This is a genomic window from Streptomyces sp. NPDC016640 (assembly GCF_043076215.1).
GTDB lineage: Bacteria > Actinomycetota > Actinomycetes > Streptomycetales > Streptomycetaceae > Streptomyces.
On the sequence record NZ_JBIBRG010000008.1, the window covers coordinates 257,915 to 282,302 of the forward strand.

A 24,388-nucleotide genomic window follows, 5' to 3' on the forward strand; every position below is an offset into this window, starting at 1 on the left:
TGACGTTCCGGGAATGTCGGGGCCCCTGCCGGAACGCGTCCCTCACATTCCGGCGATCAGCTTCTCCACCCGTTCGTCCACCGAACGGAACGGGTCCTTGCACAACACCGTGCGCTGGGCCTGGTCGTTGAGCTTGAGGTGCACCCAGTCGACGGTGAAGTCGCGGCGCTGCTCCTGGGCCCGCCGGATGAAGTCGCCGCGCAGCCGGGCCCGAGTGGTCTGCGGCGGGACCGACTTGCCCTCGAAGATCTTCAGATCGTCGCAGATCCGGGCCGCTTGCCCCCTCTTCTCCAGCAGGTAGTACAGGCCTCGCCGGCGATGGATGTCGTGGTAGGCGAGGTCTATCTGCGCGACCCGGGGATGCGACATGGTCATGTTGTGCTTGGCCCGGTACCGCTCGAGGAGCTTGTACTTCATGACCCAGTCGATCTCGGTGCCGATGCGGTCGAGGTCCTCGGACTCGATCGAGTCCAGCGTGCGGCCCCACAGCTCCAGCACCTGATCGATGGTGCCGGTGCGGATGCCCCGGCGCTCGCAGAAGTCCAGCGCCTTCTCGTAGTACTCGCGCTGCACCTCCAGCGCGGAGGCCTCGCGGCCGCTGGCCAGACGCACCTTGCGCCGGCCGGTGATGTCGTGGCTGACCTCGCGGATCGCCCGGATCGGGTTCTCCAGGGTCAGGTCGCGCATCACGGTGCCCGCCTCGATCATGCGCAGCACCAGGTCGGTGGCGCCGACCTTGAGCAGCATGGTCGTCTCGGACATGTTCGAGTCGCCCACGATGACGTGCAGCCGGCGGTAGCGCTCGGCGTCCGCGTGCGGCTCGTCGCGGGTGTTGATGATGGGCCGCGAGCGGGTGGTCGCCGAGGAGACGCCCTCCCAGATGTGCTCGGCCCGCTGGCTGACGCAGTACACGGCCCCGCGCGGCGTCTGCAGCACCTTGCCGGCGCCGCACAGCAACTGCCTCGTCACCAGGAACGGAATGAGAATGTCCGCGAGCCGCGAGAACTCTCCGTGCCGGGCCACCAGGTAATTCTCGTGGCAGCCGTAGGAGTTGCCGGCGGAGTCGGTGTTGTTCTTGAAGAGGTAGACGTCGCCCGCGATTCCCTCCTCGTGCAGGCGTCGTTCGGCGTCCACCAGGAGTCCTTCGAGAATGCGCTCGCCGGCCTTGTCGTGGGTGACCAGTTCGGTCACGTTGTCACATTCCGGCGTTGCGTATTCCGGGTGTGACCCCACGTCGAGATAGAGGCGGGCGCCGTTCCGCAGGAAGACATTGCTGCTTCGGCCCCATGACACGACACGGCGGAAGAGGTACCGCGCCACCTCGTCAGGCGACAGGCGGCGCTGTCCCCTGAACGTGCACGTGACGCCGTACTCGTTCTCCAGCCCGAAAATGCGGCGGTCCATGAGGGAACATTACGCCCGATCCCCCGAACTGAAACGGGGTTCGGGGGCACGGTTCGGATCATTTTCCGAACGGGCCGCAACCAGCCCTCTCCCGGGCGGAACTGTCATTACCCGTCCGGTGGCGATCAAAACCACCAGCGACACGCCACCCGCGACGCCCGGCACGGCGAATCCCCACAGCGCCCCGCCGGTCTCGACCACCGGGCCCGTCAGGCCCGTTCCGACCGACGCGCCCACCGTGAAGGTCGTCACCAGCCAGGAGAACGCCTCCGTGACCGTCCCGCGCGGCGCGTGCCGGTCGACCAGGACGAAGGCGCAGGCTATGGCGGGTGCGAGGAAGAGACCGGCGACCACGGTGAGCAGCGTCATGGCCACCGCACCGGGCATCAGCATCAGCGGCAGGTAACACACCGCCAGAAGGGCCACCAGCACCTGCAGACGGCGCGCGGGCTCGCCACTCCACTGTCGCGCCCCGTACGCCGAACCGCCGATGAGCGCGCCGAGCCCGATGCCCGCCATCAGCCAGCCGTACACGTGGTCGCCGCCGTGCTCGTCCGCGTACGGCACCGCCGCCACGGTGATCGATCCCAGCGCCATGCCCACGGCGAGGAAGGCGCCCAGCAGCGCGAGCAGCCCCGGCGAGCGCAGGGCGCCCAGCCAGTGCGCCTCGCGGGGCGCCGACCGCCAGGCACGCGAGGGCGGCGAGACGACCACGGACAGCGCGCCCAGCACCCCCAGGCCGTTCACCACCAGCAGAGCGCCCTGGGCGGACCACAGCGAGACGCACACCGTCACGAGCAGCGGCCCGAGGGTGAACATCACCTCCTGCGCCACGGCGTCCATGGCGTACGCCCGGTGCACGTGGTCCTCCTTGTGCAGGACGGAGGACCACAGCGCCCGCAGCCCGCCCTCCAGGGGCGGCGTGAACAGGCCCGCCGCGGCCACCGCGGCGTACGCCACCACCGCCGTGCCGGTCCCCGCGAAGGCGAACACGGCCATCGACAGCGCCGACAGCACGGCGGCGGGCAACTGCACCCCCGGCTGCCCCCGCAGGTCCACCAGCCGGCCCAGCACGGGCTGGCCGACGGCGTTGGCGACGCCGTACACCGCCGCCAGCGCACCGGCGAGGCTGTAGGTGCCGCCCTCCGCCCGCACGAACAGCACGATCGCGATGGCGGCGGTCGCGTTGGGCAGCCGTCCCACCAGGGTGCCCACGAGCAGCCGGGTGGCGTGCCGTGCCCGGAGGATCTCCAGGTATCCCGTGGCCATGCGGAGCCCTCCATTCACGTCGTCTCTCGACGTTTTACGTATAACTAAGTCGTCCATACGTACCATGTCCGCTGTTCAGCAGTCCAGACGAAGGAGCGGCCCGACGGTGCCACCAGCCAGCACCCGCCCCACGAGCCGGGACGTCGCCCAGGCCGCCGGCGTCTCCCAGGCCGCGGTCTCCCTGGTCCTCGGCGACAAGTGGCGCGGCCGGGTCTCCGAAGCCACGGCACAGCGCGTCCGCGAGGCCGCGCGCACCCTGGGCTACCGCCCCAACCTCGCCGCCCGCAACCTCCGCCTCGGCCGCACCCGCACCGTCCTCCTGGTGGTCCCCGCCCTCACCACCGAGTTCTTCGCCGGCGTCTACACCGGTGCCGCCCGCATCGCCTCCCGGCACGGTTTCGGCGTCGTCCTCTACCCCTCCCCCGAGGGCATCGGCCCCGCCCGCGATCCGTTCGCCTCCGCGCAGGCCGCCCTGGACGGTGTCATCGCCTCCTCCATGGCCGCCGAGGCGCTGACCGCGATCCGCGGCGACCAGCTGCCGCTGGTGATGCTGGACAGCGACCCCGACGGCAGCGTGGGCGCGGCCACGGTCAACCTCGACATCGCCGACGGCGTCCGCCAGGTCACGGACCACCTGCTCGCCCTCGGCCACCGCCGCTTCCTGCACCTGGCGGCGGACGTGGCCTCCTGGACCTTCGAGGTACGGGCGCGGGAGCTGGCGGCACGGCTGCGGAAGGCGCCCGGCACCTCGCTGCGCACGACGCGGGCGCCCATCTCCATCAGGGGCGCGGAGCTCTCGGCACGGGCCGCGCTCTCCGGTGCGTCACCCCATCCGACCGCCGTGATCTGCGACGACGACCAGCTGGCGGCCGGCGCCTACAAGGCGGCCCGTCGTCTGGGGCTGCGCGTCCCCGAGGACCTGTCCGTCACCGGTCTGGACGATCTGGCCCTGGCGACCGCGATCGATCCGGAGCTGACGACGGTGCGTCTCGACGCGGAGCTGTTCGGTGAGCGGGGCATGCAAGCCCTGCTGGCTGTCCTGGAGGGCCGGACCCCCGCGGCCGACGCCATCCCGGTCGACCTGGTGGTACGGGGCTCCACGGCACCGGCGCGAAGCCGCCTCTGACCAGCCCTCGGGGGTGGTCCCGGGCAGCCCGGGCGCCGCGAGGTGCCCGGTGCCGGTCCGGGGAGTGTTCTCGCGGCCCGGCACCGGGGGCGCCGCCGCGCCCACCCGTGCCGCCCGCGGGCGGCACGACTGCCCGCAGTGGCCGCCGTACAACCGAGGGGCGGGGCCAGGGATGCCTGCCCGCCGCCCCCGGACCTCCCACCGGCCGCCGACGCGGGCCTACTCGCCGTCCTCCTCGGACTCCGCCTCCGACGCGGTCTCCGCGCCCCCCGCCTCCAGCAGGCGCGCCAGCTGCCGCCCCCCGATGCGCTTGAACTTCCGCTTCTGCGGCCGCGTACGGTCCAGCACCGCCACCTCCAGCCGCTCCGCGGGAATCTCCCGCTCACTGCCATTGGTGTCCCGCGACAGCGCCTGCACCGCCAGTCTCAGCGCCTCCGCCAGCGTCATCCCGTCCCGGTGCCGCTGGTCCAGGTACGAGCTGATCTGCTCCGCGTTTCCCCCCACCGCCACCGAGCCGTGCTCGTCCACGATGGAGCCGTCGTGCGGCAACCGGTAGATCTGGTCCTGCTCCGGGGTCTCCCCGACCTCGGCCACCACCAGCTCCACCTCGTACGGCTTCTCCCCGACACTCGAGAAGATCGTTCCCAGCGTCTGCGCGTACACGTTCGCCAGGCCCCGCGCGGTCACGTCCGCGCGGTCGTAGGTGTAACCGCGCAGATCGGCGTACCGCACCCCGCCGATCCGCAGGTTCTCGTACTCGTTGTACTTACCGGCTGCGGCGAAGCCGATCCGGTCGTAGATCTCGCTGAACTTGTGCAGCGCACGGGACGGGTTCTCGCCGACGAACACGATGCCGTCGGCGTACTGCAGCACAACGAGGCTGCGGCCACGGGCGATGCCTTTGCGGGCGTACTCCGCCCGGTCGGCCATCGCCTGCTGGGGTGAGACATAGAACGGCGTCGACACCGGTTATCCGTCCCTTTCTGTCGAAGTCACTGGACCACCCTGAACAACAACGCCCGCGGCCTACAGCAGCGAGGCCCGCGGACCGTCCGGCTGCTCCAGCCTCCGCTCCAGCACGGACCGGGCGATCCCGGACGCCTCGTCCTCGTCGAGCCGGCGGAAGCCGTCCTCGGTGATCACGGTGATGATCGGGTAGATCCGGCGGGCCACATCGGGACCACCGGTCGCCGAGTCGTCGTCTGCCGCGTCATACAGCGCCTGCACCACCAGCGTGGTGGCCTCGGTCTCACTCAGATCGCCCCGGAACAGCTTCTTCATCGCACCGCGCGCGAAGATCGAGCCGGAACCGGTGGCGGCGTACCCCTGCTCCTCGGAACGCCCGCCCGTGACGTCGTAGGAGAAGATCCGCCCCTTGTCACGGTCCACGTCGAACCCCGCGAACAGCGGAACCACGGCCAGGCCCTGCATGGCCATGCCCAGATTCGAGCGGATCATCGTCGACAGCCGGTTCGCCTTGCCCTCCAGCGACAGCTGCGCGCCCTCGACCTTCTCGAAGTGCTCCAGCTCGAGCTGGAACAGCTTCACCATCTCCACGGCCAGACCCGCCGTACCGGCGATGCCCACCGCCGAGTACTCGTCGGCGGGGAACACCTTCTCGATGTCCCGCTGCGCGATGACGTTCCCCATGGTGGCCCGCCGGTCACCGGCGAGCACCACACCACCGGGGAACGTGACGGCGACGATGGTCGTGCCGTGCGGCGCCTCGATCGCGCCCTGCACGGGCGGCAACTTCCTCTTCCCCGGCAGCAGTTCCGGCTGCTGTTCGGAGAGGAAGTCCATGAAGGAGGAGGACCCCGGCGTCAGGAAGGCAGCAGGCAGACGCCCGGTGCTACGAGTGTTGGCTTCCACGAAGTTCCTTCCAGGTAGGCGGCTGCCCGACGAACAGCGTCGGGATCATCTCCCAACTTGCCGATGGACGAATTGCAGTTGAAGCACAGTACGCCACGGACCCTACCCGCCTTACGGTAATGATCCACATTCACGGCGGAGGCTTTCCGCGCGGTGCCCCGAAGCGAGAACGCCGCCCGCGGCCGGTACTGCCCCGCACCGCGAACAGCGCTCCACACCACCTTCGCATGCCGCCCGGGGGCGCCCCCGCGCCTCCGACCGGAAGGCTACTGGCCACCCTTCTGGACGAAGGACCGCACGAAGTCCTCGGCATTGGCCTCGAGGACGTCGTCGATCTCGTCCAGCACGTCGTCCACGTCGTCCGACAGCTTCTCGTGACGCTCCTTGAGGTCCTCCGAGGCCTGCGTCTCCGCCGCCTGCTCCTCGACCTCCTCGGTGGACCGGGTGGCCTTCTGCTGCCCGCCGCCGGTGTCCTTGGTCGCCATCACCCTCACCCCGCTCGCTTCGCCCGACACACTTGCTCGGTCAAGATCAGACCCTACAAGCCGGGTCCGACAATGCCCCCGCAGTTGCTCCAACGTACGGGGACCACCTCGATGATTCCCGGACCCGGCGTTTTCCACCCTGTCCGGCCGGCCCTTCCCGGGCGCCCCGGGCCCGCTCAGCTCCCGGACAACACCCTGACCAGGTCTTCTGCCGTCCGGCAGCGGTCCAGGAGCTCCTTGACGTGATTACGCGTTCCGCGAAGCGGTTCCAGGGTTGGCACCCGCTGGAGCGAGTCCCGGCCCGGCAGGTCGAAGATCACCGAGTCCCAGGAGGCCGCCGCCACGTCGTCCGCGTACTGCTCCAGGCACCGCCCGCGGAAATAGGCGCGGGTGTCCTCCGGAGGGCTGGTACGGGCCCGCTCGACCTCGCCCTCGTCCAGCAGCCGCTTCATCCGGCCCCGGGCCACCAGACGGTTGTACAGGCCCTTCTCGGGGCGCACGTCGGCGTACTGCAGGTCCACCAGGTGCAGCCGGGCGGCGTCCCAGTCCAGGCCGTCCCTGCGCCGGTAGCCCTCCATGAGCTCCCGCTTGGCGACCCAGTCCAGCTCTCCGGCCAGGCTCATCGGGTCGTTCTCCAGGCGCGTGAGCGTGTCCTCCCAGCGGGCCAGTACGTCCTTGGTCTGCTCGTCGGCGTCCGCCCCGAACCGTTCCTCCACGTACTTGCGGGACAGCTCGTAGTACTCCATCTGCAGCTGGACGGCGGTCAGCGTGCGACCGCTGCGCAGCGTGACGAGCCGCTTCAGCGTGGGATCGTGCGAGACCTGGTGCAGCGTCCGCACCGGCTGGTCCACCGCCAGGTCGACCGCGATGAAGCCGTCCTCGATCATGGAGAGCACCAGAGCCGTCGTGCCCAGCTTCAGGTACGTCGAGATCTCCGACAGGTTCGCGTCACCGATGATCACGTGCAGCCGCCGGTACTTCTCGGCGTCGGCATGCGGCTCGTCGCGCGTGTTGATGATGGGCCGCTTCAGGGTGGTCTCCAGACCCACCTCGACCTCGAAGTAGTCCGCGCGCTGGCTGAGCTGGAAGCCGTGTTCGTGACCGTCCTGGCCGATGCCCACCCGGCCGGCGCCGGTGAAGACCTGCCGGGAGACGAAGAACGGCGTCAGGTGGCGCACGATGTCCGAGAAGGGGGTCTCCCTCTTCATCAGGTAGTTCTCGTGCGTGCCGTAGGACGCGCCCTTGTTGTCGGTGTTGTTCTTGTACAGGTGGATGGGCTGGGCGCCGGGGAGCTGGGCGGCCCGCTCCGCCGCCTCGGCCATGATCCGTTCGCCCGCCTTGTCCCAGAGCACGGCGTCGCGCGGGTTGGTGACCTCGGGGGCGCTGTACTCCGGATGCGCATGGTCCACGTAGAGCCGCGCGCCGTTGGTGAGGATGACGTTGGCCAGGCCGATGTCCTCGTCGGTGAGCTGGCTGGAGTCGGCGGCCTCACGGGCGAGGTCGAAGCCTCGCGCGTCCCGCAGCGGATTCTCCTCCTCGAAGTCCCAGCGGGCCCGGCGGGCCCGGTGCATCGCCGCCGCGTAGGCGTTCACGATCTGGGACGAGGTGAGCATGGCATTGGCGTTGGGGTGGCCGGGGACGGAGATGCCGTACTCCGTCTCGATGCCCATTACTCGCCGTACGGTCATGCGGCCCTCCTTGCCCGGCGGCACCCTCGGTCGAGGGGGCCGCTCACGTACCGCTGGCGCTCCGGTGCGTGTGCGGTGTCCGTCCCCGCACTGCGCGACTCGGCGGTACGGACGAGCCTAGAACGCCTTCGCCCCGGTGGGGAGATCATTTGCGTCATTGCTGTGCTCCAGCCGTGGCCCGAAAAACAGTCGGCTGCGGGTACCCGCTGAGGGCACCCGCAGCCGCCCTGGCTTTTACAGGTACTGACCGGTGTTCGCCACCGTGTCGATGGAGCGTCCGGTGTCGGCACCCTGCTTTCCGGTGATGAGCGTACGGATGTACACGATCCGCTCGCCCTTCTTTCCGGAGATGCGGGCCCAGTCGTCCGGGTTGGTGGTGTTGGGCAGGTCCTCGTTCTCCTTGAACTCGTCCACACACGCCTGGAGCAGGTGGGAGACGCGGAGACCCTTCTGGCTCTTCTCCAGGAAGTCCTTGATCGCCATCTTCTTGGCGCGGCCCACGATGTTCTCGATCATGGCGCCGGAATTGAAGTCCTTGAAATAGAGGACTTCCTTGTCGCCGTTGGCGTAGGTGACTTCCAGGAAGCGGTTCTCCTCGGATTCGGCGTACATGTGTTCCACGGCGGTCTGGATCATGCTCTGGACCGTCATGACCTTGTCGCCGCCGTGCTCGGTGAGGTCGTCGCCGTGCAGCGGGAGGCGCTCGGTGAGGTACTTGCCGAAGATGTCCTTGGCCGCCTCGGCGTCCGGGCGCTCGATCTTGATCTTCACGTCCAGCCGGCCGGGCCGCAGGATGGCGGGGTCGATCATGTCCTCGCGGTTGGAGGCACCGATCACGACCACGTTCTGCAGGCCCTCCACGCCGTCGATCTCGGCGAGCAGCTGCGGGACGATGGTGTTCTCCACGTCCGAGCTGACACCGGAGCCACGGGTGCGGAAGAGGGACTCCATCTCGTCGAAGAAGACGATGACGGGCGTGCCCTCGCTGGCCTTCTCCCGGGCCCGCTGGAAGACCAGGCGGATCTGCCGCTCGGTCTCGCCGACGTACTTGTTCAGCAGCTCGGGACCCTTGATGTTGAGGAAGAAGCTCTTGCCGGCGGCCTGGCCGGTGACCTCGGCGACCTTCTTGGCCAGCGAGTTGGCGACGGCCTTGGCGATGAGCGTCTTGCCGCATCCGGGGGGCCCGTACAGCAGCACGCCCTTGGGAGGCCGCAGTTCGTGCTCCTTGAACAGGTCCGGGTAGAGGTACGGCAGCTCGACCGCGTCGCGGATGGCCTCGATCTGGTTGCCGAGGCCGCCGATCTGCTCGTAGCCGATGTCGGGGACTTCCTCGAGGACGAGTTCCTCGACCTCGCTCTTGGGGACGACCTCGTAGACGTACCCGGAGCGGGGCTCCATGAGCAGGGCGTCGCCGGGGCGGATGGTGACGTCCAGCAGCGGCTCGGCGAGCCGCACCACCCGCTCCTCGTCGGTGTGCCCGAGCACGAGGGCCCGCTCGCCGTCCTCGAGGATCTCCTTGAGGGTGACGATGTCGCCGACGCGCTCGAACTGCATGGCCTCGACCACGTTGAGCGCTTCGTTGAGCATCACTTCCTGGCCGCGCCTGAGCTCGTCGAGCTCGACGCCCGGGCTGACGTTCACCCGCAGCTTGCGGCCGCCGGTGAAGATGTCGGCCGTGCCGTCCTCGTTCGCCGTGAGGAAGACCCCGAAGCCGGCCGGGGGCTGCGCCAGCCGGTCGACCTCCTCCTTGAGGGCCACGATCTGGTCGCGGGCCTCGCGCAGCGTGCCGGCGAGTCGTTCGTTCTGGGCGGACACGCCGGCCAGGTTCGTCTGCAGCTCGACGATCCGCTCTTCGAGAATCCTCGTGTGTCGCGGCGAGTCGGCGAGCTTGCGTCGCAGGACGGCGATCTCCTGCTCAAGATAGGCGATCTGCCCGGCCGGGTCATCGGACCCGCGTCCCGGGCGGATGCCGCGGTTCATGTCGTCGTCGTGGGCTGCCACGGTCCTCACCTCCTCCAAGGGGAGCTGGACGCTTCCAGACCCTACCTGGGCGGGTGTCGATTGAAACCCCTAGATCACAAAGACGGTCGGGGTGTGTCCGATCTTCACCCTTGCGCTCTCCCTCACGCCAGGGGAATACCCACGGAAGATGATTGGAACCCAGGCGAAGGTAGGGTCGAAGTGTTCAACACCCTTCGGAGCTGGCCGGATTCCCGTCCGGTTCCGCACAGGAAACGGCAGGGGACATGAGCGTGCAGCAGGAAGCCGGAGCCGGCGGCGAGGACCTGGAGGTGTGGATCGACCAGGACCTGTGTACCGGCGACGGCATCTGCGCCCAGTACGCGCCCGAGGTCTTCGAGCTGGACATCGACGGTCTGGCCTACGTGAAGGGCCCGCAGGACGAGTTGCTGCAGGACAGGGGGGCGACGACGCCCGTGCCGCTGCCGCTCCTCACGGACGTGATCGACTCCGCGAAGGAATGTCCGGGCGAGTGCATCCACGTCCGCCGGGTGCCGGACGGCGTCGAGGTGTACGGCCCGGACGCCGGGTGACCGCAACGACACGACGCGTCACGGCCGTCCGATTGCTCACGCCCCGGCGCAAGCGCCGTTCCGCACGCCCGCGCGCGGGTCACACACGTGCGGCGCCGGACGGCGCGGACCGGACGAACGCGCCGTCCTCCCACCGCCATTTCACGCTCTCGCGCACATCGGGGCAGCAACTGGGCACGGCCGCGGACGAGTAGCCGAGGAGGGTGGCGGTGACCTCGCCGTCACGTACGGCGAAGTCGTCGACGTTGGTGCGGTCCCCGGGGTCGACGAGGGTGGCGACCACGCGCGGTCCGGTGCTGCCGGCGGCCCGGGTCAGGACGTAGACGCCGTCGGGCGGGGTGCCCATGGGGGCGTCGCAGTGGACCGCCGCCACCGTCTCGGGGCGCCCGTCGCCGTCGAGGTCGCCGGACGCCTTCTTCTCCACCACGGCCTTCACCGGCCCGCACTCGAGGGGGAACTCGACGGCTGCGGGGTCGGGCGGCGCGACGTGCGCCGGAGCGCTCTTCGCCTGCGGCCCGGGCGTGGGGGCCGCGGTCGCGGCACCGGGCCCCAGGACCGAGGACAGGGCGACGACCCCGGCGACGGCCGTGGCGGTGGCGACCCAGTGGATGGGGCGGGTGTGCGTGTGGGCGAGCTCCGGGACGGCGGAGGGCTGCACGAGGAGTGTCTCCTGTGAGGGCTGTGCCGGTGTGGGTGGCCAGCATCGTGCCACACGTCACAGCACGGAGGGAACGGCGGGGGTGTGCGGTTCCCGGCGCCGGGGAACCGGGGAGGGTTGTGCTTCTTCCGTCGCCTCAAGACGAGGGCGCCGTGGCGCAGTTCCCCGTGAATACGGGGAACTGCGCCACGGCGCCCGTGCGTTGAAGCTGAAGCGGTGGCGGGCCGCCTCAGCGGGCGGCGCCTCCGTCGGCGTTGGGGCCTGCGTAGTCCTCGCCGTAGGCGCCCTTGGCGGGGCGGCGGCGGCGCATGGGCGGCTCGACGCCGTCGGCGAGGCGGCGCGCGGTGAGCAGGAAGCCGGTGTGGCCGATCATCCGGTGGTCCGGGCGGACGGCCAGGCCCTCGATGTGCCAGTTGCGGATCATCGTCTCCCAGGCGGTCGGCTCGTTGAAGCAGCCGATCTCGCGGATGGACTCGACGGTCCGGGCGAGCTGGGTGGTGGTCGCGACGTAGCAGCACAGGATGCCGCCGGGCACGAGCGCCTTGGAGACGGCCTCCAGGCACTCCCAGGGGGCGAGCATGTCGAGGATGACGCGGTCGACGTCGGTGTCGGACAGGTTGTCCTGGAGGTCGCCGACGGTGAGCTGCCAGGCGGGGTGCGGGCCGCCGAAGTAGCGCTCCACGTTCTGCCGGGCGATGTCGGCGAAGTCCTCGCGGCGCTCGTAGCTGTGCAGCATGCCCTGGTCGCCGATGGCGCGCAGCAGGAAGCTGCTGAGCGAGCCGGAGCCGACGCCGGCCTCGACGACGCGCGCGCCGGGGAAGATGTCGGCGAAGGCGAGGATCTGCCCCGCGTCCTTGGGGTAGACGACTGCCGCCCCGCGGGGCATGGACAGGACGTAGTCGGGGAGCAGGGGGCGCAGCGCGAGGTAGGCGACGTTCCCGGTGGTGCGGACAACGCTGCCCTCGGGAGCACCGATCAGTTCGTCGTGCGGGAAGGAACCCTTGTGGGTGTGGAAATTCTTCCCGGCCTCGAGCGTGAACGTGTAGTGGCGGCCCTTGGGGTCGGTCAGCTGAACCTGGTCCCCGACCTTGAAGGGCCCGCGCCTGCGGGCGGCACCGGTCGGTTCGGACATGTGACCAGCCTACCGGTCCGCGCGGGGGCAGCCGACCACGCCCACCGGCCGCCCCGGCCACGCCGGGACTACGAGGGGCGGGCCATGGCCTTGACGAAGGCGCGCTCGACGTCGGCCGCGGACAGGACGCCGTAGATCTCGCCGGTGTCCTCGACCACCAGGTACTCGGTCGCGGGTGTCGTGCGCAGGGCGTCCAGCAGGTCCTCCCCCGCGAGCTCGGCGGAGACGCGCATGCCGTCGGTGAGGTCCTGGGCGAGTCCGCTGACCGGTACCCAGGGACGGCGGTGTTCGGGTACGCCGACGATGGCGGCCTCGCGGACCAGGGAGAGGGGCACGCCGTCGGGGTCCACGACGACCAGGGCGCGGGCGCCCGCGGCGTTGGCCCGGCGCAGGGCCTCGGACAGGGGGGTGTCGGTCTCGACGGGCACCGCGCGGCGGGTGAGGGCGCGGGCGCGCAATTCGGGGAGGTGTTCGCGCAGCCGGGCCATGCGCAGGCTGTTGCCAGCGCCGGTCCAGATGATCGCGGCCAGGATGGCGGCGAGCAGGGCGTCCAGGACGGTGTCCATGCCGACGTTGTCCACGGCTTCGGAGCCGAGGGCTCCGGACTGGGTGAGGAGCGGCAGACCGATGAGGACGCAGACGGCGAGGGCACGGCCGACCCATGCGGCGGCGACGGTGCCGGTCATCGGCTTGCCGGTGATCTTCCAGACGACGGCGCGGAGCATGCGGCCGCCGTCGAGGGGCAGGCCGGGCAGGAGGTTGAAGAGGGCCACGATGAGGTTGGAGACCATCAGGCCGGCCAGCAGGACGCCGGGGACGCTGCTGGGGTCGACGGCCAGCAGCGCGAGGTAGAACAGGCCGGACAGGACGAGGGAGAGCAGCGGGCCGACGAAGGCGAGGACGAACTCGCGGCCGGGTGTCTCGGCCTCCTTCTCGATCTCGGAGACGCCGCCGAAGAACTGCAGCTGGATGCGGCGCACCGGGAGTTTGAAGCGGAGGGCGGCGAGGGTGTGGGCCAGCTCGTGGACCAGCACGGAGGCGTAGAAGGCGACCGCGAAGAACAGGGAGACCAGGTAGCTGGCGGCACCGAGCCCGGGCAGCACCCGGTCGATCTGCCCGCCGAAGACCCAGGTGATGAGGATGGCCACGAGGAACCAGCTCGGGGCCACGTAGACGGGCACCCCGAACGGCCGCCCCATCAGCAGTCCGCCGCGCTGCCGCTCCTGCGGCCGCCGCGGCCCGGGGCCCGCGTGGGCGAGCGGGCGCTCGCCGCGCCGGTGGGACGCCTGGTCCCCGGTGGGGTCCTGCCCGGCCTCCGCGGTCCGGCCCGGACCGGCCGGGGCGGCCTCGGTGCCGGGCGCGCCCTGTCCGGCGGGCGGGCCGGCCTCCGCGCCGGAGGACGGGCCGGCGTGGGCATCCTGTTGCCGGGGCGCCGCGGGTGCCGGCGGGGCGTCGGGGACGGGCTGCTCGCCCCCGGGTCCGGGGGCGCCCGGCCCCGTGGTCCCCTCGGGCGCGTGAGGCGTGCGGTCGGTGGGGCCGGACGTGGTCGTGGAGTGACCGCCGGCGTCGTCGGTGGCCGGGAGCCGGGGCTCCGTGTGCGCGGCCGACTCGTCGTTGCCGGACCGCGGCTGCCCGCGCCCGCCGCTTACATCCACCGGTGTCCCCTCGCTCGCTGCGTCTCCCGTGCCTGCCGGACGGGAGGGTCTGGAGTCGATGGTATGCGGCGTTCGTCGCCCGTTCCGCCCCGGCACCCCCGTCTTCGCCCCTCCTTCCCCTCCTCCCCCTCCTCCCCCTTCGATCGCACCGCGCTGTCGGTGCCGGGCCGTAAGGTCTGTGGTCATGGAGACGAGCACCGAGGGCACGGAGCGGCCCGACAGCAGCCAGGTCACGGCGGACGTGGCGGTGGAGACGGCCGTGGTGGCCGGGGCCGCCGCCCCACCGCCCGCCTCGCTGTCCCCCTCGCGTGCCGGTGACTTCATGCAGTGCCCGCTGCTGTACCGGTTCCGGGTCATCGACCGGCTGCCGGAGAAACCGAGCGCGGCGGCGACCCGGGGCACCCTGGTGCACGCGGTGCTGGAGCGCCTCTTCGACGCTCCCGCGGCGGAGCGCACCGCGCCGCGGGCGAAGGCGATGATCCCGGGTCAGTGGGACCGGCTGCGCGAGTCCCGTCCCGAGGTCGTGGAGCTCTTCGCCGACGACCCGGAGGGCGAGCGTCTCGCCGGCTGGCTGGCGGAGGCCGAGGCCCTGGTCGAGCGGTGGTTCACGCTCGAGGACCCGAGCCGGCTGGAGCCCGCCGAGCGGGAGCTGTTCGTCGAGGCGGAGCTGGACTCCGGACTGAGGCTGCGCGGCATCATCGACCGGGTGGACGTGGCGCCCACCGGTGAGGTGCGCATCGTCGACTACAAGACGGGCAAGGCCCCCCGGCCGGAGTACGCCGAGGGCGCGCTCTTCCAGATGAAATTCTACGCGCTGGTGGTGTGGCGGCTGAAGAAGGTGGTCCCGCGCCGGCTCCAGCTGGTGTACCTGGGCAGTGGCGATGTGCTGACCTACGATCCCGTCCTCGCCGATCTGGAGCGGGTGGAGCGCAAGCTGCTCGCGCTGTGGGACGCGATCCGGGCGGCGACCGAGACGGGTGACTGGCGGCCGCGGCCCACGAAGCTGTGCGGCTGGTGCGACCACCGGGCGCACTGTCCGGAGTTCGGCGGCACCCCTCCGCCCTATCCCCTGCCGGTGAGGGCGGCTGAGCCCGGCGGGGTCCAACAGGGCAGAATGGGGCCGGACTAGCGAAGGAGACTTACGTGGCCATCCGCGTCCTACTGGTCGACGACCAGCCGCTGCTGCGTACCGGCTTCCGGATGATCCTGGAGGCCGAGCAGGACCTCGCGGTCGTCGGCGAGGCCGGAGACGGCCTCCAGGCCCTGGACCAGGTGCGGGCGCTGCAGCCCGACGTGGTGCTGATGGACATCCGCATGCCGCGGATGGACGGGGTGGAGGCGACCCGGCAGATCACCGGGCCCGAACGCAACGGGCCGGCGAAGGTGCTGGTGCTGACGACGTTCGATCTCGACGAGTACGTGGTGGAGGCCCTGCGGGCGGGGGCCAGCGGCTTCCTGCTGAAGGACGCCCCGGCCAACGAGCTGGTGCAGGCGATCCGTGTGGTGGCGGCCGGGGAGGCGATGCTCGCGCCGAGCATCACCCGGCGGCTGCTGGACAAGTACGCCACGCACCTGCCGTCCGGTGACGAGCCGGTGCCGGACACGCTGCACACGCTGACCGAGCGTGAGGTCGAGGTGCTGAAACTGGTGGCGCGCGGGCTGTCCAACGCGGAGATCGCCGCCGACCTGTTCGTCAGCGAGACCACCGTCAAGACGCACGTCGGTCACGTCCTGACCAAACTGGGGCTGCGCGACCGGGTGCAGGCGGCGGTGTACGCCTACGAGAGCGGGCTGGTGCGTCCCGGCGCGCAGTAGCGCGACCGGTTCCGCCGGTATGACGAGGCGCCCTCCCCGGCCGGGGAGGGCGCCTCGTCATACCGGCGGAACCGCCGTCCACCGGTCCGTCAGCCGCTGACGCCGCGGCCGAGCTCCCACAGCTGGAGGGTCGCGGAGGAGTTGACGGCGTAGGCGGTACCGGTGATGTCGTCGCGCGCGGCGACGTACTGCTTGCCCTGCCACAGCGGCAGCACCGGGACCTCGGCGGCGACGATGTCCTGGATCTCCGTCAGGCTGTCGGAGGCGGACAGCCGGTCGGCCTGGCGGCGCGACTCCGGGATCAGGTCCTCCTGGATCTCGGTGTTGGTGTAGGGCGAGTTGAGGAAGTTGTCCTCGGCGAGGAAGGGCGCGATGAAGGCGTCGGCGTCCGGGAAGTCCGGGAACCAGCCCATGCCGTAGACGTCGTACTGGCCCTTCTGGCCGGCGGGCCGGAAGGTGGCCCAGGGGGCGCCCTTGATGTCGGTCTGGAACAGACCGCTGTCGTTGAGCTGCTTGCTCAGCTGCTCGAACTCGACCTTGGTGGCGGGGCCGTAGTGGTCGGTCGTGTAATGCAGCGTCAGCTTCACCGGGGTCTCGACGCCGGCCTCTTCCAGCAGCTCGCGGGCCTTGGCGGTGTCCGGGTCGCCGTACTTGTTGAAGAACGCGTTGGAGTGGCCGGTGACGCCGGCGGGGACCAGCGAGAACAGCGGCTCGGCCTGCGAGCCGTAGACGTTGCCGATCAGCTCGCTGCGGTTGATGAGCTGGGCCATCGCCTGGCGGACGGCCTTGTCCTTGACGGTCGTGGCGTCGGTGTTGAAGGCCAGGTACCGGATCTCCAGGCCCGGCGACTCGACCAGGTCGATCGGGCCGTCGGCGGCGTTGCCGAGCTTGCGGATCTGCTCCGGCGACATGCTGCGGGTCATGACGTCGATGTCGGCCTTCTCCAGCGCGTCGCCCATGGCGTCGGCGCTCTCGAAGGAGACCATCTCGACCTGCTCGTTGTTCACCTTCAACGCGCCCTTGTAGGAGGCGTTCCTGGTGTAGGTGGCCCGGACCAGCGCGCCGTCCTCGACCTCGCTCTTCAGGGTGTACGGGCCGGAGCCGTCGACCTCGAAGCCCTCGCGCAGCTTGTCCTTGTCGTAGTTGTCCGGGTTGACGATGCCCGCGACCGGGGTGGACAGCTTGTACGGGAAGGTGGCGTCGGCCACCTTGAGGTGGAAGATCACCTCTCGGTCGCCCTGCGTCTCGACGGTGTCGACGGTGGACAGCAGCGCGAACACACCGCTGTCGGCCTTGATGGAGCGGGCGCGGTCGATGGAGAACTTCACGTCCGCCGCCGTGACCGGGTCGCCGCTCGCGAACTTCAGTCCGTCGCGCAGGGTGCAGCTGTAGCGCTCGTTGCCGGCGTCGGTGAACGTGCAGGACTCGGCGGCGTCGGGAACCGGCTCGCCGTCACCGCGGGGCTGGACCATCAGGGTCTGCACGGTCTGCCGCAGGATGTTCCAGGTACCGACGTCATAGGCGTAGGCCGGGTCGAGGGGTGCGAGGCCCTCCTCCTCCGATGCGGTGAACCGGTCCGTGGTGCCCACCACGATGGCGTCGCCGTCGCCGCCCCCACCCTCGGTGTCGCCACAGGCGGCGAGCACCGGGGCGAGCAGGCCCATCGCGGCCGCCAGCACCAAAGTCTTGCGGTTCATGCTCGAGTTTCTCCAGGACTGTCGACTCCGTGTATCCGGCACGCGGGGGTTGTTGCAGCGGATCACGGGGATGGGGGCGAGGTTCTCGCGACGACATTAGTCCGCGGCCGCAGGGGGGCTCGCGGCCGCCGGAGTTGAGGGCTCATCACGCAGTGAAACCGGGTGCGAACGGATCGGCGAAGGTGACCGGGGAAGGATTAGTGCACCTTCCCACCAATCGGGACACAAGGGCGCACCGCCGACTTCCAAAACGGGGCGGACGGCACAGGTGGACATCGTTGTCGACCCCACGCGCTGTGGCGAACGTCACAAATGAAAACGAGCTCGAGGGTCGGAATGCGGCCATCTGGAACGGGGGTGAATTGTTTCGGGGGCCATGAGCCCGCCACCCGGCCCCGAGCGGCCGGAATTCCGGCGGTAACACTACTGCACGCTGGGTGAACGCTCAGCGCATTTCCGTCATCAGACCACGCAGGAATGTCAGGTCCACGACTTCCAGCGAGGGGACGACCGTCCGCCGGGCGGCCGGTGTGATCGGACCCACCGACGGCACGGCGACGACGTGGCAGCCCGCGGCCTCCGCGGCGGTGACACCCGTCACCGTGTCCTCGACGACGGCGCACCGCACCGGGTCCACACCGAGACCGGCGGCGGCCGCGAGGTAGGGGTCCGGGTGGGGCTTGGTGCGCGGCACCTCGTCACCGGCGACCGACAGCGCGAAGTGCTGCGGCCCCAGCGTCTTCAGCACCCGGTCGATGATGCGCCGGTGGGAGGCGGAGACGAGCGCGGTGGGGATCTCGTGCTCGGACAGCTCGGCGAGCAGCCGCGCGGCGCCCGGCATCAGCGGCAGGGCGTGGTCGATACGGTCCTCGAAACCGTCGTTGAGCAGCACCGTCAGCTCGGCGAGGCCGATGTCGGCCCCGGTCGCCTCGATGAGGAACCCCGCGCTGCGGGTCATGGGGCCGCCGACCACGACGTGACGCCAGGAGTCGTCGAGGGTGTGGCCGAGGGAGGCGAAGACCTCGACCTCGACGTCCCACCAGAAACCCTCGGTGTCCACCAGGGTTCCGTCCATGTCGAGGAGTACGGCCTGGAGGGCCGAGCCTTCCTCCGTGAGCGTTCCGAGCGCGGGGACCGTGCTGGTCATCCATGTACCTCCTTGAGGGACGACCAGGCCGGCTCCCACGAGGGGAACCGGCCTGCGGTGGACCGACCAGTGTACGTCGCGCGGTACGGGAACGCCCGGTGCGACCCGTGGAGCGACGCTCGCGCCTCAGCGTGCGTTGAAGTACTTGGCCTCCGGGTGGTGGATCACGATGGCGTCCGTGGACTGCTCCGGGTGCAGCTGGAACTCCTCGGAGAGGTGCACGCCGATGCGTTCCGGCTGGAGCAGGTCGGCGATCTTGGCGCGGTCCTCCAGGTCCGGACAGGCACCGTAGCCGAGGGAGAACCGCGCGCCCCGGTACTTCAGGGCGAACATGTCCTCCATGGCGGCCGGGTCCTCCCCGGCGAAGCCGAGTTCGGAGCGCACGCGCGCGTGCCAGTACTCGGCGAGGGCCTCGGCCAGCTGGACGGACAGGCCGTGGAGCTCGAGGTAGTCGCGGTAGGCGTTGGCCTCGAACATCCGCGCGGTCTCCTCGCCGATGCGGGAGCCGACGGTGACGACCTGGAAGCCCACGACGTCGGTCTCGCCGGACTCCTCCGGGCGGAAGAAGTCGGCCAGGCACAGGCGGCGGCCGCGGCGCTGGCGCGGGAAGGTGAAGCGGGTGCGCTCGTTGCCCTCTTCGTCCAGGACGATCAGGTCGTCGTCCTTGGAGACGCAGGGGAAGTAGCCGTAGACGACGGCCGCCTCCAGCAGGTTCTCCGTCTGCAGCCGGTCGAGCAGCCCGCGCAGCCGCGGCCGGCCCTCGGTCTCGACGAGCTCCTCGTAGGTCGGCCCCTCACCGGTGCGGGCCTGCTTCAGGCCCCACTGGCCCTTGAACAGGGCGCCCTCGTCGAGCCAGCTCGCGTACTCCTTGAGCTGGATGCCCTTGATCACGCGGGTGCCCCGGAAGGGCGGCTCGGGCACCGGGTTGTCGGTGGCGACGTCGGAGCGGACGTGGCCGGTCTCGGGGCGTTCCTCGACCTCCACGGTGGCCGCGCGGACGCGGCGCTGCCGCAGTTCGGGCAGCTGGGCGCCGGGCACCCCGCGCTTGATGCCGATGAGGGCGTCCATCAGGCGCAGGCCCTCGAACGCGTCGCGGGCGTAGCGCACCTCGCCCTGGTAGATCTCGTGCAGGTCCTGCTCGACGTAGGCGCGGGTGAGCGCCGCCCCGCCGAGGATGACCGGGTAGTCGGCGGCGAGTCCGCGACTGTTGAGCTCCTCGAGGTTCTCCTTCATGATCACCGTGGACTTGACCAGCAGCCCGGACATGCCGATCACGTCGGCCCCGTGCTCCCTGGCGGCGTCCAGGATCGCCGAGACCGGCTGCTTGATGCCCAGGTTGACCACGTTGTAGCCGTTGTTCGACAGGATGATGTCGACCAGGTTCTTGCCGATGTCGTGCACGTCGCCGCGCACGGTGGCCAGCACGATGGTGCCCTTGCCCGCCTCGTCGGTCTTCTCCATGTGCGGCTCCAGATGGGCCACGGCCCTCTTCATCACCTCGGCGGACTGGAGCACGAACGGCAGCTGCATCTGGCCGGAGCCGAAGAGTTCGCCGACGACCTTCATGCCGTTCAGGAGGGTGTCGTTGACGATGGCGAGCGCGGACCGCTCCTCGAGGGCGTCGTCCAGGTCCTGCTCGAGGCCGTTGCGCTCACCGTCGATGATGCGGCGCTTGAGGCGCTCCTCCAGCGGCAGCGCGGCCAGCTCCTCCGCCCTGCCGGCCTTCAGCGACTTCGCGGTGGCTCCCTCGAACAGCTGCATGAGCTTCTGCAGCGGGTCGTAGCCCTCGCGGCGGCGGTCGTGGATCAGGTCGAGGGCGGTGGTGACCTCCTCCTCGCTGAACCGGGCGATCGGCAGGATCTTGGAGGCGTGCACGATCGCGGAGTCCAGGCCGGCCTTGACGCACTCGTCGAGGAAGACCGAGTTCAGCAGGATCCGCGCGGCCGGGTTGAGGCCGAAGGAGATGTTCGACAGGCCCAGCGTGGTCTGCACCTTCGGGTGGCGGCGCTTGAGTTCGCGGATGCCCTCGATGGTGGCGATGCCGTCCTTGCGGGACTCCTCCTGACCGGTGCAGATGGTGAAGGTCAGGCAGTCGACGAGGATGTCCTCCTCGTGGATGCCCCAGGTGCCGGTGAGGTCGGCGATCAGCCGCTCGGCGATCTCGACCTTCTTCTCGGCGGTGCGGGCCTGGCCCTCCTCGTCGATGGTCAGCGCGATCAGCGCGGCGCCGTGCTCCCTGGCCAGCGCCGTGACCTTGGCGAACCGCGACTCGGGGCCGTCGCCGTCCTCGTAGTTCACCGAGTTGATCACCGCGCGGCCGCCCAGCTTCTCCAGGCCCGCGCGGATCACGTCGACCTCGGTGGAGTCCAGCACGATCGGCAGCGTGGAGGCGGTGGCGAAGCGGCCGGCCAGTTCCTCCATGTCGGCGACGCCGTCGCGGCCGACGTAGTCCACGCACAGGTCGAGCATGTGCGCGCCCTCGCGGATCTGCTCGCGGGCCATCTCCACGCAGTTGTCCCAGCGGCCCTCCAGCATGGCCTCGCGGAACTTCTTGGAGCCGTTGGCGTTCGTCCGCTCGCCGATCGCCAGGTAGGAGGTGTCCTGCCGGAACGGCACGGTCTGGTACAGGGAGGCCGCGCCCGGCTCCGGACGCGGGTCGCGCTCCGCGGGAACCAGGTCGCGCACCCGCTCCACCAGCTGCCGCAGGTGCTCGGGCGTCGTACCGCAGCAGCCGCCCACCAGGGACAGGCCGTAGTCCTGCACGAACGTCTCCTGGGCGTCCGCCAGCTGCGCCGGGGACAGCGGATAGCGGGCCCCGTCCTTGGTGAGCTCGGGCAGGCCGGCGTTCGGCATGCACGACAGCCGGACGCGGGAGTGGCGGGCCAGATAGCGCAGGTGCTCGCTCATCTCGGCGGGGCCGGTCGCGCAGTTCAGGCCGATCATGTCGACGCCCAGCGGCTCCAGCGCGGTCAGCGCGGCGCCGATCTCGGAGCCGAGCAGCATGGTGCCCGTCGTCTCCACCGTGACCGACACGATCAGCGGGACCTCGTACCCGGCGGTCTCCATCGCGCGGCGGGCGGCGACGACGGAGGCCTTGGTCTGCAGCAGGTCCTGGGTGGTCTCCACCAGCAGCGCGTCCGCGCCGCCCGCGAGCAGGCCCTCGGCGTTGCGCTGGTAGGCGTCGCGGATGACCCCGAACGTGGTGTGGCCGAGCGTGGGCAGCTTGGTGCCCGGCCCCATCGATCCCAGCACCCAGCGCGGGCGGCCGTCCCGGGCCGCGAACTCGTCCGCCGTCTCGCGGGCGATGCGCGCACCGGCCTCGGACAGCTCCGCGACGCGCTCCGGGATGTCGTACTCGCCCAGGGCGGTGAGGTTGGCGCCGAAGGTGTTCGTCTCGACGCAGTCGACTCCGGCGCCGAAGTACTCGGCGTGGACCGAACGGACGATGTCGGGGCGGGTCAGGTTCAGGATCTCGTTGCAGCCCTCGAGGTTCTGGAAGTCCTCGAGGGTGGGGTCCTGGGCCTGGAGCATGGTGCCCATGGCTCCGTCGGCGACCACCACTCGGGTGGCGAGCGCCTCACGGAGGGCGGACGCGCGGGTCCGGCTGTCGGCGGAAGGGGTCAGCGGCGACGAGGCCATGAAAGGGGCTCCCTCAGGTGCGACGGCTGTCGGCTTTGCGGTGGCCCGGAAAGCTCCCTTGCGAGCTTCCCCGGCGAGGCGCACGCCGCCAGGGTATCGGGGACCGGGGCCTGATGTTCGGAGCGTCCACGGGCCGGACGAAGATGGCCGACAGCCGCCGTACGGAGCGGGAGTGACGGAACCGGCCTCGTCCGACCATTAGCGGGAGGTCGGCATCGGCCGGTAGTGTTCGGCATTGCCGAACGGCGGCAGCGGCGTCGCGGGTCGACGGTCGAAGGGGACGGAGGCAGTACGGCGATGGCACGGAACATCCAGTCGCTCGAACGGGCGGCAGCGATGCTGCGGCTGCTCGCGGGCGGCGAGCGGCGGCTCGGCCTGTCGGACATCGCCTCGTCGCTGGGCCTCGCCAAGGGCACCGCCCACGGCATACTGCGCACCCTCCAGCACGAGGGGTTCGTCGAGCAGGACGACGCCTCCGGCCGCTACCAGCTGGGCGCCGAGCTGCTGCGCCTGGGCACCACCTACCTCGACGTCCACGAGCTGCGGGCGCGCGCCCTGGTGTGGACGGACGACCTGGCCCGCTCCAGCGGCGAGAGCGTCCACCTGGGCGTGCTGCACCAGCAGGGCGTGCTGATCGTGCACCACGTCTTCCGGCCCGACGACAGCCGGCAGGTCCTGGAGATAGGGGCGATGCAGCCCCTGCACTCCACGGCCCTGGGCAAGGTGCTGTCGGCCTACGACCCGGTGGCGCACAGCGAGGCCCTGGAGGCCGACCGCAAGGCGTTCACCGACCGCACCGTCTGCGACCCGGACGGCTTCGAGCACCTTCTCGACCTCACCCGCGCGCGCGGCTACGCGGCGGACGTGGAGGAGACCTGGGAGGGCGTCGCCTCCATCGCCGCCCCGATCCACGACCGGCGCCGCATGCCGGTCGGCGCGGTCGGCATCACCGGCGCGGTGGAGCGGCTGCGCCGGGACGGCGAGCTGCGTACCGAGCTGATCGCGGCGGTACGGGACTGCGCCCGCGCGGTGTCGCGGGACCTGGGCGCCGGGCGGTTCTGAGCGGAAACCGCACGGGGACCGGGACGCCGTACGGCGTCCCGGCCACAGCCGCGCCCGGGCGGGGACGTACGAGCGCGGGACGGCGGAGGCGCGCCGGACGGCGCCGGTCCGCGGCGATCAATAACGATCCCGTTTTCGATAACCAAACTCTTGACGCATACGTGACGTCGGACAAGACTCCCGTCCATCGGTCGGCATTGTCGAACACTTACCGGCAATACGCGTTAGAGTGTGACAACGCCAAGGGCCGGCATCGCTCTCACCCCTGAGGGCGCCAATTCCCGGTGGGACCCGGGGGTCGGCTCCCTGGACGAAGGACAAAGGAGTCGCGGGTGTCCAGCTCCGACATCTTCATCGGCGAGACCATCGGTACCGCCATACTCATCCTGCTCGGCGGCGGTGTCTGCGCCGCCGTGACCCTGAAGGGCTCCAAGGCCCGCAACGCCGGCTGGCTCGCCATCGCCTTCGGGTGGGGCTTCGCCGTCATGACGGCGGTGTACATCGCGGGGCCGCTCTCGGGCGCCCACCTCAACCCGGCCGTGACCGTCGCCCTCGCCGTCAAGGACGGCGAGTGGGGCGACGTCCCGACGTACTTCGCCGGGGAGTTCCTCGGCGCGATGATCGGTGCGGCTCTGGTCTGGGTGGCCTACTACGGTCAGTTCCAGGCCCACCTGACCGACCAGGAGATCGTCGGCGGCCCGGGCACGCAGACCACCACCGCCAAGGCGGTCGAGGCGCAGGAGAAGGGGGCGGGCCCGGTGCTCGGCATCTTCTCCACCGGGCCGGAGATCCGGAACACGGTGCAGAACCTCGCCACGGAGATCGTCGGCACCGTCGTGCTGCTGCTCGCCGTGCTCACCCAGGGCCTGAACGACGCGGGCAACGGCCTCGGCGTGCTGGGCGGCCTGATCACGGCACTCGTGGTCGTCTCGATCGGCCTGTCGCTGGGCGGCCCGACCGGTTACGCCATCAACCCGGCCCGCGACCTGGGTCCGCGCGTGGTGCACGCCCTGCTGCCGCTGCCCAACAAGGGCGGTTCCGACTGGTCCTACGCCTGGGTCCCGGTGGTCGGTCCGCTGATCGGCGGCTTCATCGCGGCCGGCCTCTACAACGTCGCCTTCGTGTAGGTGCCGAGCTCGCCGCGAACCCCGAGTGTTGTAGCAGCGCCGTACGTACAGCCCCGTAAC

Annotated in this window: 19 protein-coding genes and 1 pseudogene; 6 read left to right on the plus strand and 14 right to left on the minus strand. The window is 70.6% G+C overall.

Going from position 1 to position 24,388, the window contains the following annotated elements; genetic code table 11:
* Window positions 1-42 precede the first annotated feature (42 nt).
* Window positions 43-1,404 (minus strand): Pup--protein ligase, encoded by a 1,362-nt coding sequence (gene pafA / locus ACF07S_RS19015; RefSeq protein WP_391964561.1) that lies wholly within the window; start codon window positions 1,402-1,404, stop codon window positions 43-45.
* Between the two features lie 9 nt (window positions 1,405-1,413).
* Window positions 1,414-2,673 carry an MFS transporter gene (locus tag ACF07S_RS19020; protein ID WP_391974621.1) on the minus strand — a complete coding sequence of 420 codons (1,260 nt, stop codon included), beginning with the start codon at window positions 2,671-2,673 and terminating at the stop codon, window positions 1,414-1,416.
* 64 nt (window positions 2,674-2,737) lie between these two features.
* On the opposite strand from ACF07S_RS19020, the gene ACF07S_RS19025 reads away from it, so the two are divergent.
* Entirely contained in the window at window positions 2,738-3,799 is a 1,062-nt protein-coding gene (locus ACF07S_RS19025) for a LacI family DNA-binding transcriptional regulator (protein WP_391964563.1), read from the plus strand.
* A 219-nt stretch (window positions 3,800-4,018) separates the two neighbouring features.
* Here ACF07S_RS19025 and prcA read toward each other — a convergent pair whose 3' ends face one another.
* The 6 genes and pseudogenes from prcA to arc form a co-directional block, all read right to left on the minus strand.
* Window positions 4,019-4,765, minus strand: coding sequence for a proteasome subunit alpha (gene prcA, locus ACF07S_RS19030; RefSeq protein WP_391964564.1), 747 nt, complete (start codon window positions 4,763-4,765; stop codon window positions 4,019-4,021).
* Between the two features lie 60 nt (window positions 4,766-4,825).
* Complete coding sequence (prcB, locus tag ACF07S_RS19035) at window positions 4,826-5,671, minus strand: proteasome subunit beta (RefSeq protein WP_391964565.1); 846 nt, start codon at window positions 5,669-5,671, stop codon at window positions 4,826-4,828.
* Window positions 5,623-5,817: pseudogene (locus ACF07S_RS19040) on the minus strand (endonuclease domain-containing protein); the annotation flags it as partial. The gene prcB and the pseudogene ACF07S_RS19040, both read right to left, overlap by 49 nt.
* Window positions 5,818-5,937: 120 nt before the next feature.
* Window positions 5,938-6,156, minus strand: coding sequence for a ubiquitin-like protein Pup (locus ACF07S_RS19045; protein ID WP_391964566.1), 219 nt, complete (start codon window positions 6,154-6,156; stop codon window positions 5,938-5,940).
* Window positions 6,157-6,332: 176 nt separating this feature from the next.
* Entirely contained in the window at window positions 6,333-7,844 is a 1,512-nt protein-coding gene (dop, locus tag ACF07S_RS19050) for a depupylase/deamidase Dop (RefSeq protein ID WP_391964567.1), read from the minus strand.
* A gap of 234 nt (window positions 7,845-8,078) precedes the next feature.
* On the minus strand, window positions 8,079-9,845 hold the full coding sequence (arc, locus tag ACF07S_RS19055; RefSeq protein WP_391964568.1) for a proteasome ATPase: 1,767 nt from the start codon (window positions 9,843-9,845) through the stop codon (window positions 8,079-8,081).
* A 245-nt stretch (window positions 9,846-10,090) separates the two neighbouring features.
* Between arc and ACF07S_RS19060 the strand changes: the two genes are divergently transcribed.
* Window positions 10,091-10,396 (plus strand): ferredoxin, encoded by a 306-nt coding sequence (locus ACF07S_RS19060; RefSeq protein WP_391964569.1) that lies wholly within the window; start codon window positions 10,091-10,093, stop codon window positions 10,394-10,396.
* 79 nt (window positions 10,397-10,475) lie between these two features.
* On the opposite strand, the gene ACF07S_RS19065 is transcribed toward ACF07S_RS19060, so the two are convergent.
* From ACF07S_RS19065 to ACF07S_RS19075, 3 genes are all read right to left on the minus strand, one after another.
* Window positions 10,476-11,054: a hypothetical protein gene (locus ACF07S_RS19065; RefSeq protein WP_391964570.1), complete on the minus strand. Its 579-nt coding sequence runs from the start codon at window positions 11,052-11,054 to the stop codon at window positions 10,476-10,478.
* A gap of 229 nt (window positions 11,055-11,283) precedes the next feature.
* Window positions 11,284-12,186, minus strand: a complete 903-nt coding sequence (locus ACF07S_RS19070; protein ID WP_142196364.1) for a tRNA (adenine-N1)-methyltransferase — start codon at window positions 12,184-12,186, stop codon at window positions 11,284-11,286.
* Between the two features lie 68 nt (window positions 12,187-12,254).
* Complete coding sequence (locus ACF07S_RS19075; protein ID WP_391964571.1) at window positions 12,255-13,841, minus strand: site-2 protease family protein; 1,587 nt, start codon at window positions 13,839-13,841, stop codon at window positions 12,255-12,257.
* A 184-nt stretch (window positions 13,842-14,025) separates the two neighbouring features.
* On the opposite strand from ACF07S_RS19075, the gene ACF07S_RS19080 reads away from it, so the two are divergent.
* On the plus strand, window positions 14,026-14,970 hold the full coding sequence (locus ACF07S_RS19080) for a RecB family exonuclease (protein WP_391974622.1): 945 nt from the start codon (window positions 14,026-14,028) through the stop codon (window positions 14,968-14,970).
* 14 nt (window positions 14,971-14,984) lie between these two features.
* Window positions 14,985-15,656 carry a response regulator transcription factor gene (locus ACF07S_RS19085; protein ID WP_184766662.1) on the plus strand — a complete coding sequence of 224 codons (672 nt, stop codon included), beginning with the start codon at window positions 14,985-14,987 and terminating at the stop codon, window positions 15,654-15,656.
* An 89-nt stretch (window positions 15,657-15,745) separates the two neighbouring features.
* Here ACF07S_RS19085 and ACF07S_RS19090 read toward each other — a convergent pair whose 3' ends face one another.
* The 3 genes from ACF07S_RS19090 to metH all read right to left on the minus strand — a co-directional run bounded on the left by ACF07S_RS19090 (window position 15,746) and on the right by metH (window position 22,139).
* Window positions 15,746-17,353, minus strand: a complete 1,608-nt coding sequence (locus tag ACF07S_RS19090) for an ABC transporter substrate-binding protein (RefSeq protein ID WP_391964573.1) — start codon at window positions 17,351-17,353, stop codon at window positions 15,746-15,748.
* A 445-nt stretch (window positions 17,354-17,798) separates the two neighbouring features.
* Window positions 17,799-18,500, minus strand: a complete 702-nt coding sequence (locus ACF07S_RS19095; RefSeq protein WP_391964574.1) for an HAD family hydrolase — start codon at window positions 18,498-18,500, stop codon at window positions 17,799-17,801.
* Window positions 18,501-18,626: 126 nt separating this feature from the next.
* The gene (gene metH, locus ACF07S_RS19100) at window positions 18,627-22,139 is read right to left on the minus strand and encodes a methionine synthase (protein ID WP_391964575.1); all 3,513 of its coding nucleotides are present in this window, start codon (window positions 22,137-22,139) and stop codon (window positions 18,627-18,629) included.
* Between the two features lie 297 nt (window positions 22,140-22,436).
* Here metH and ACF07S_RS19105 point away from each other — a divergent pair, with 297 nt between their 5' ends.
* Together ACF07S_RS19105 and ACF07S_RS19110 are read left to right on the plus strand one after the other, a co-directional pair.
* Window positions 22,437-23,201, plus strand: a complete 765-nt coding sequence (locus ACF07S_RS19105) for an IclR family transcriptional regulator (protein ID WP_391974623.1) — start codon at window positions 22,437-22,439, stop codon at window positions 23,199-23,201.
* A 332-nt stretch (window positions 23,202-23,533) separates the two neighbouring features.
* Window positions 23,534-24,328 carry an MIP/aquaporin family protein gene (locus tag ACF07S_RS19110; RefSeq protein ID WP_391964577.1) on the plus strand — a complete coding sequence of 265 codons (795 nt, stop codon included), beginning with the start codon at window positions 23,534-23,536 and terminating at the stop codon, window positions 24,326-24,328.
* The last annotated feature ends 60 nt before the right edge of the window (window positions 24,329-24,388 follow it).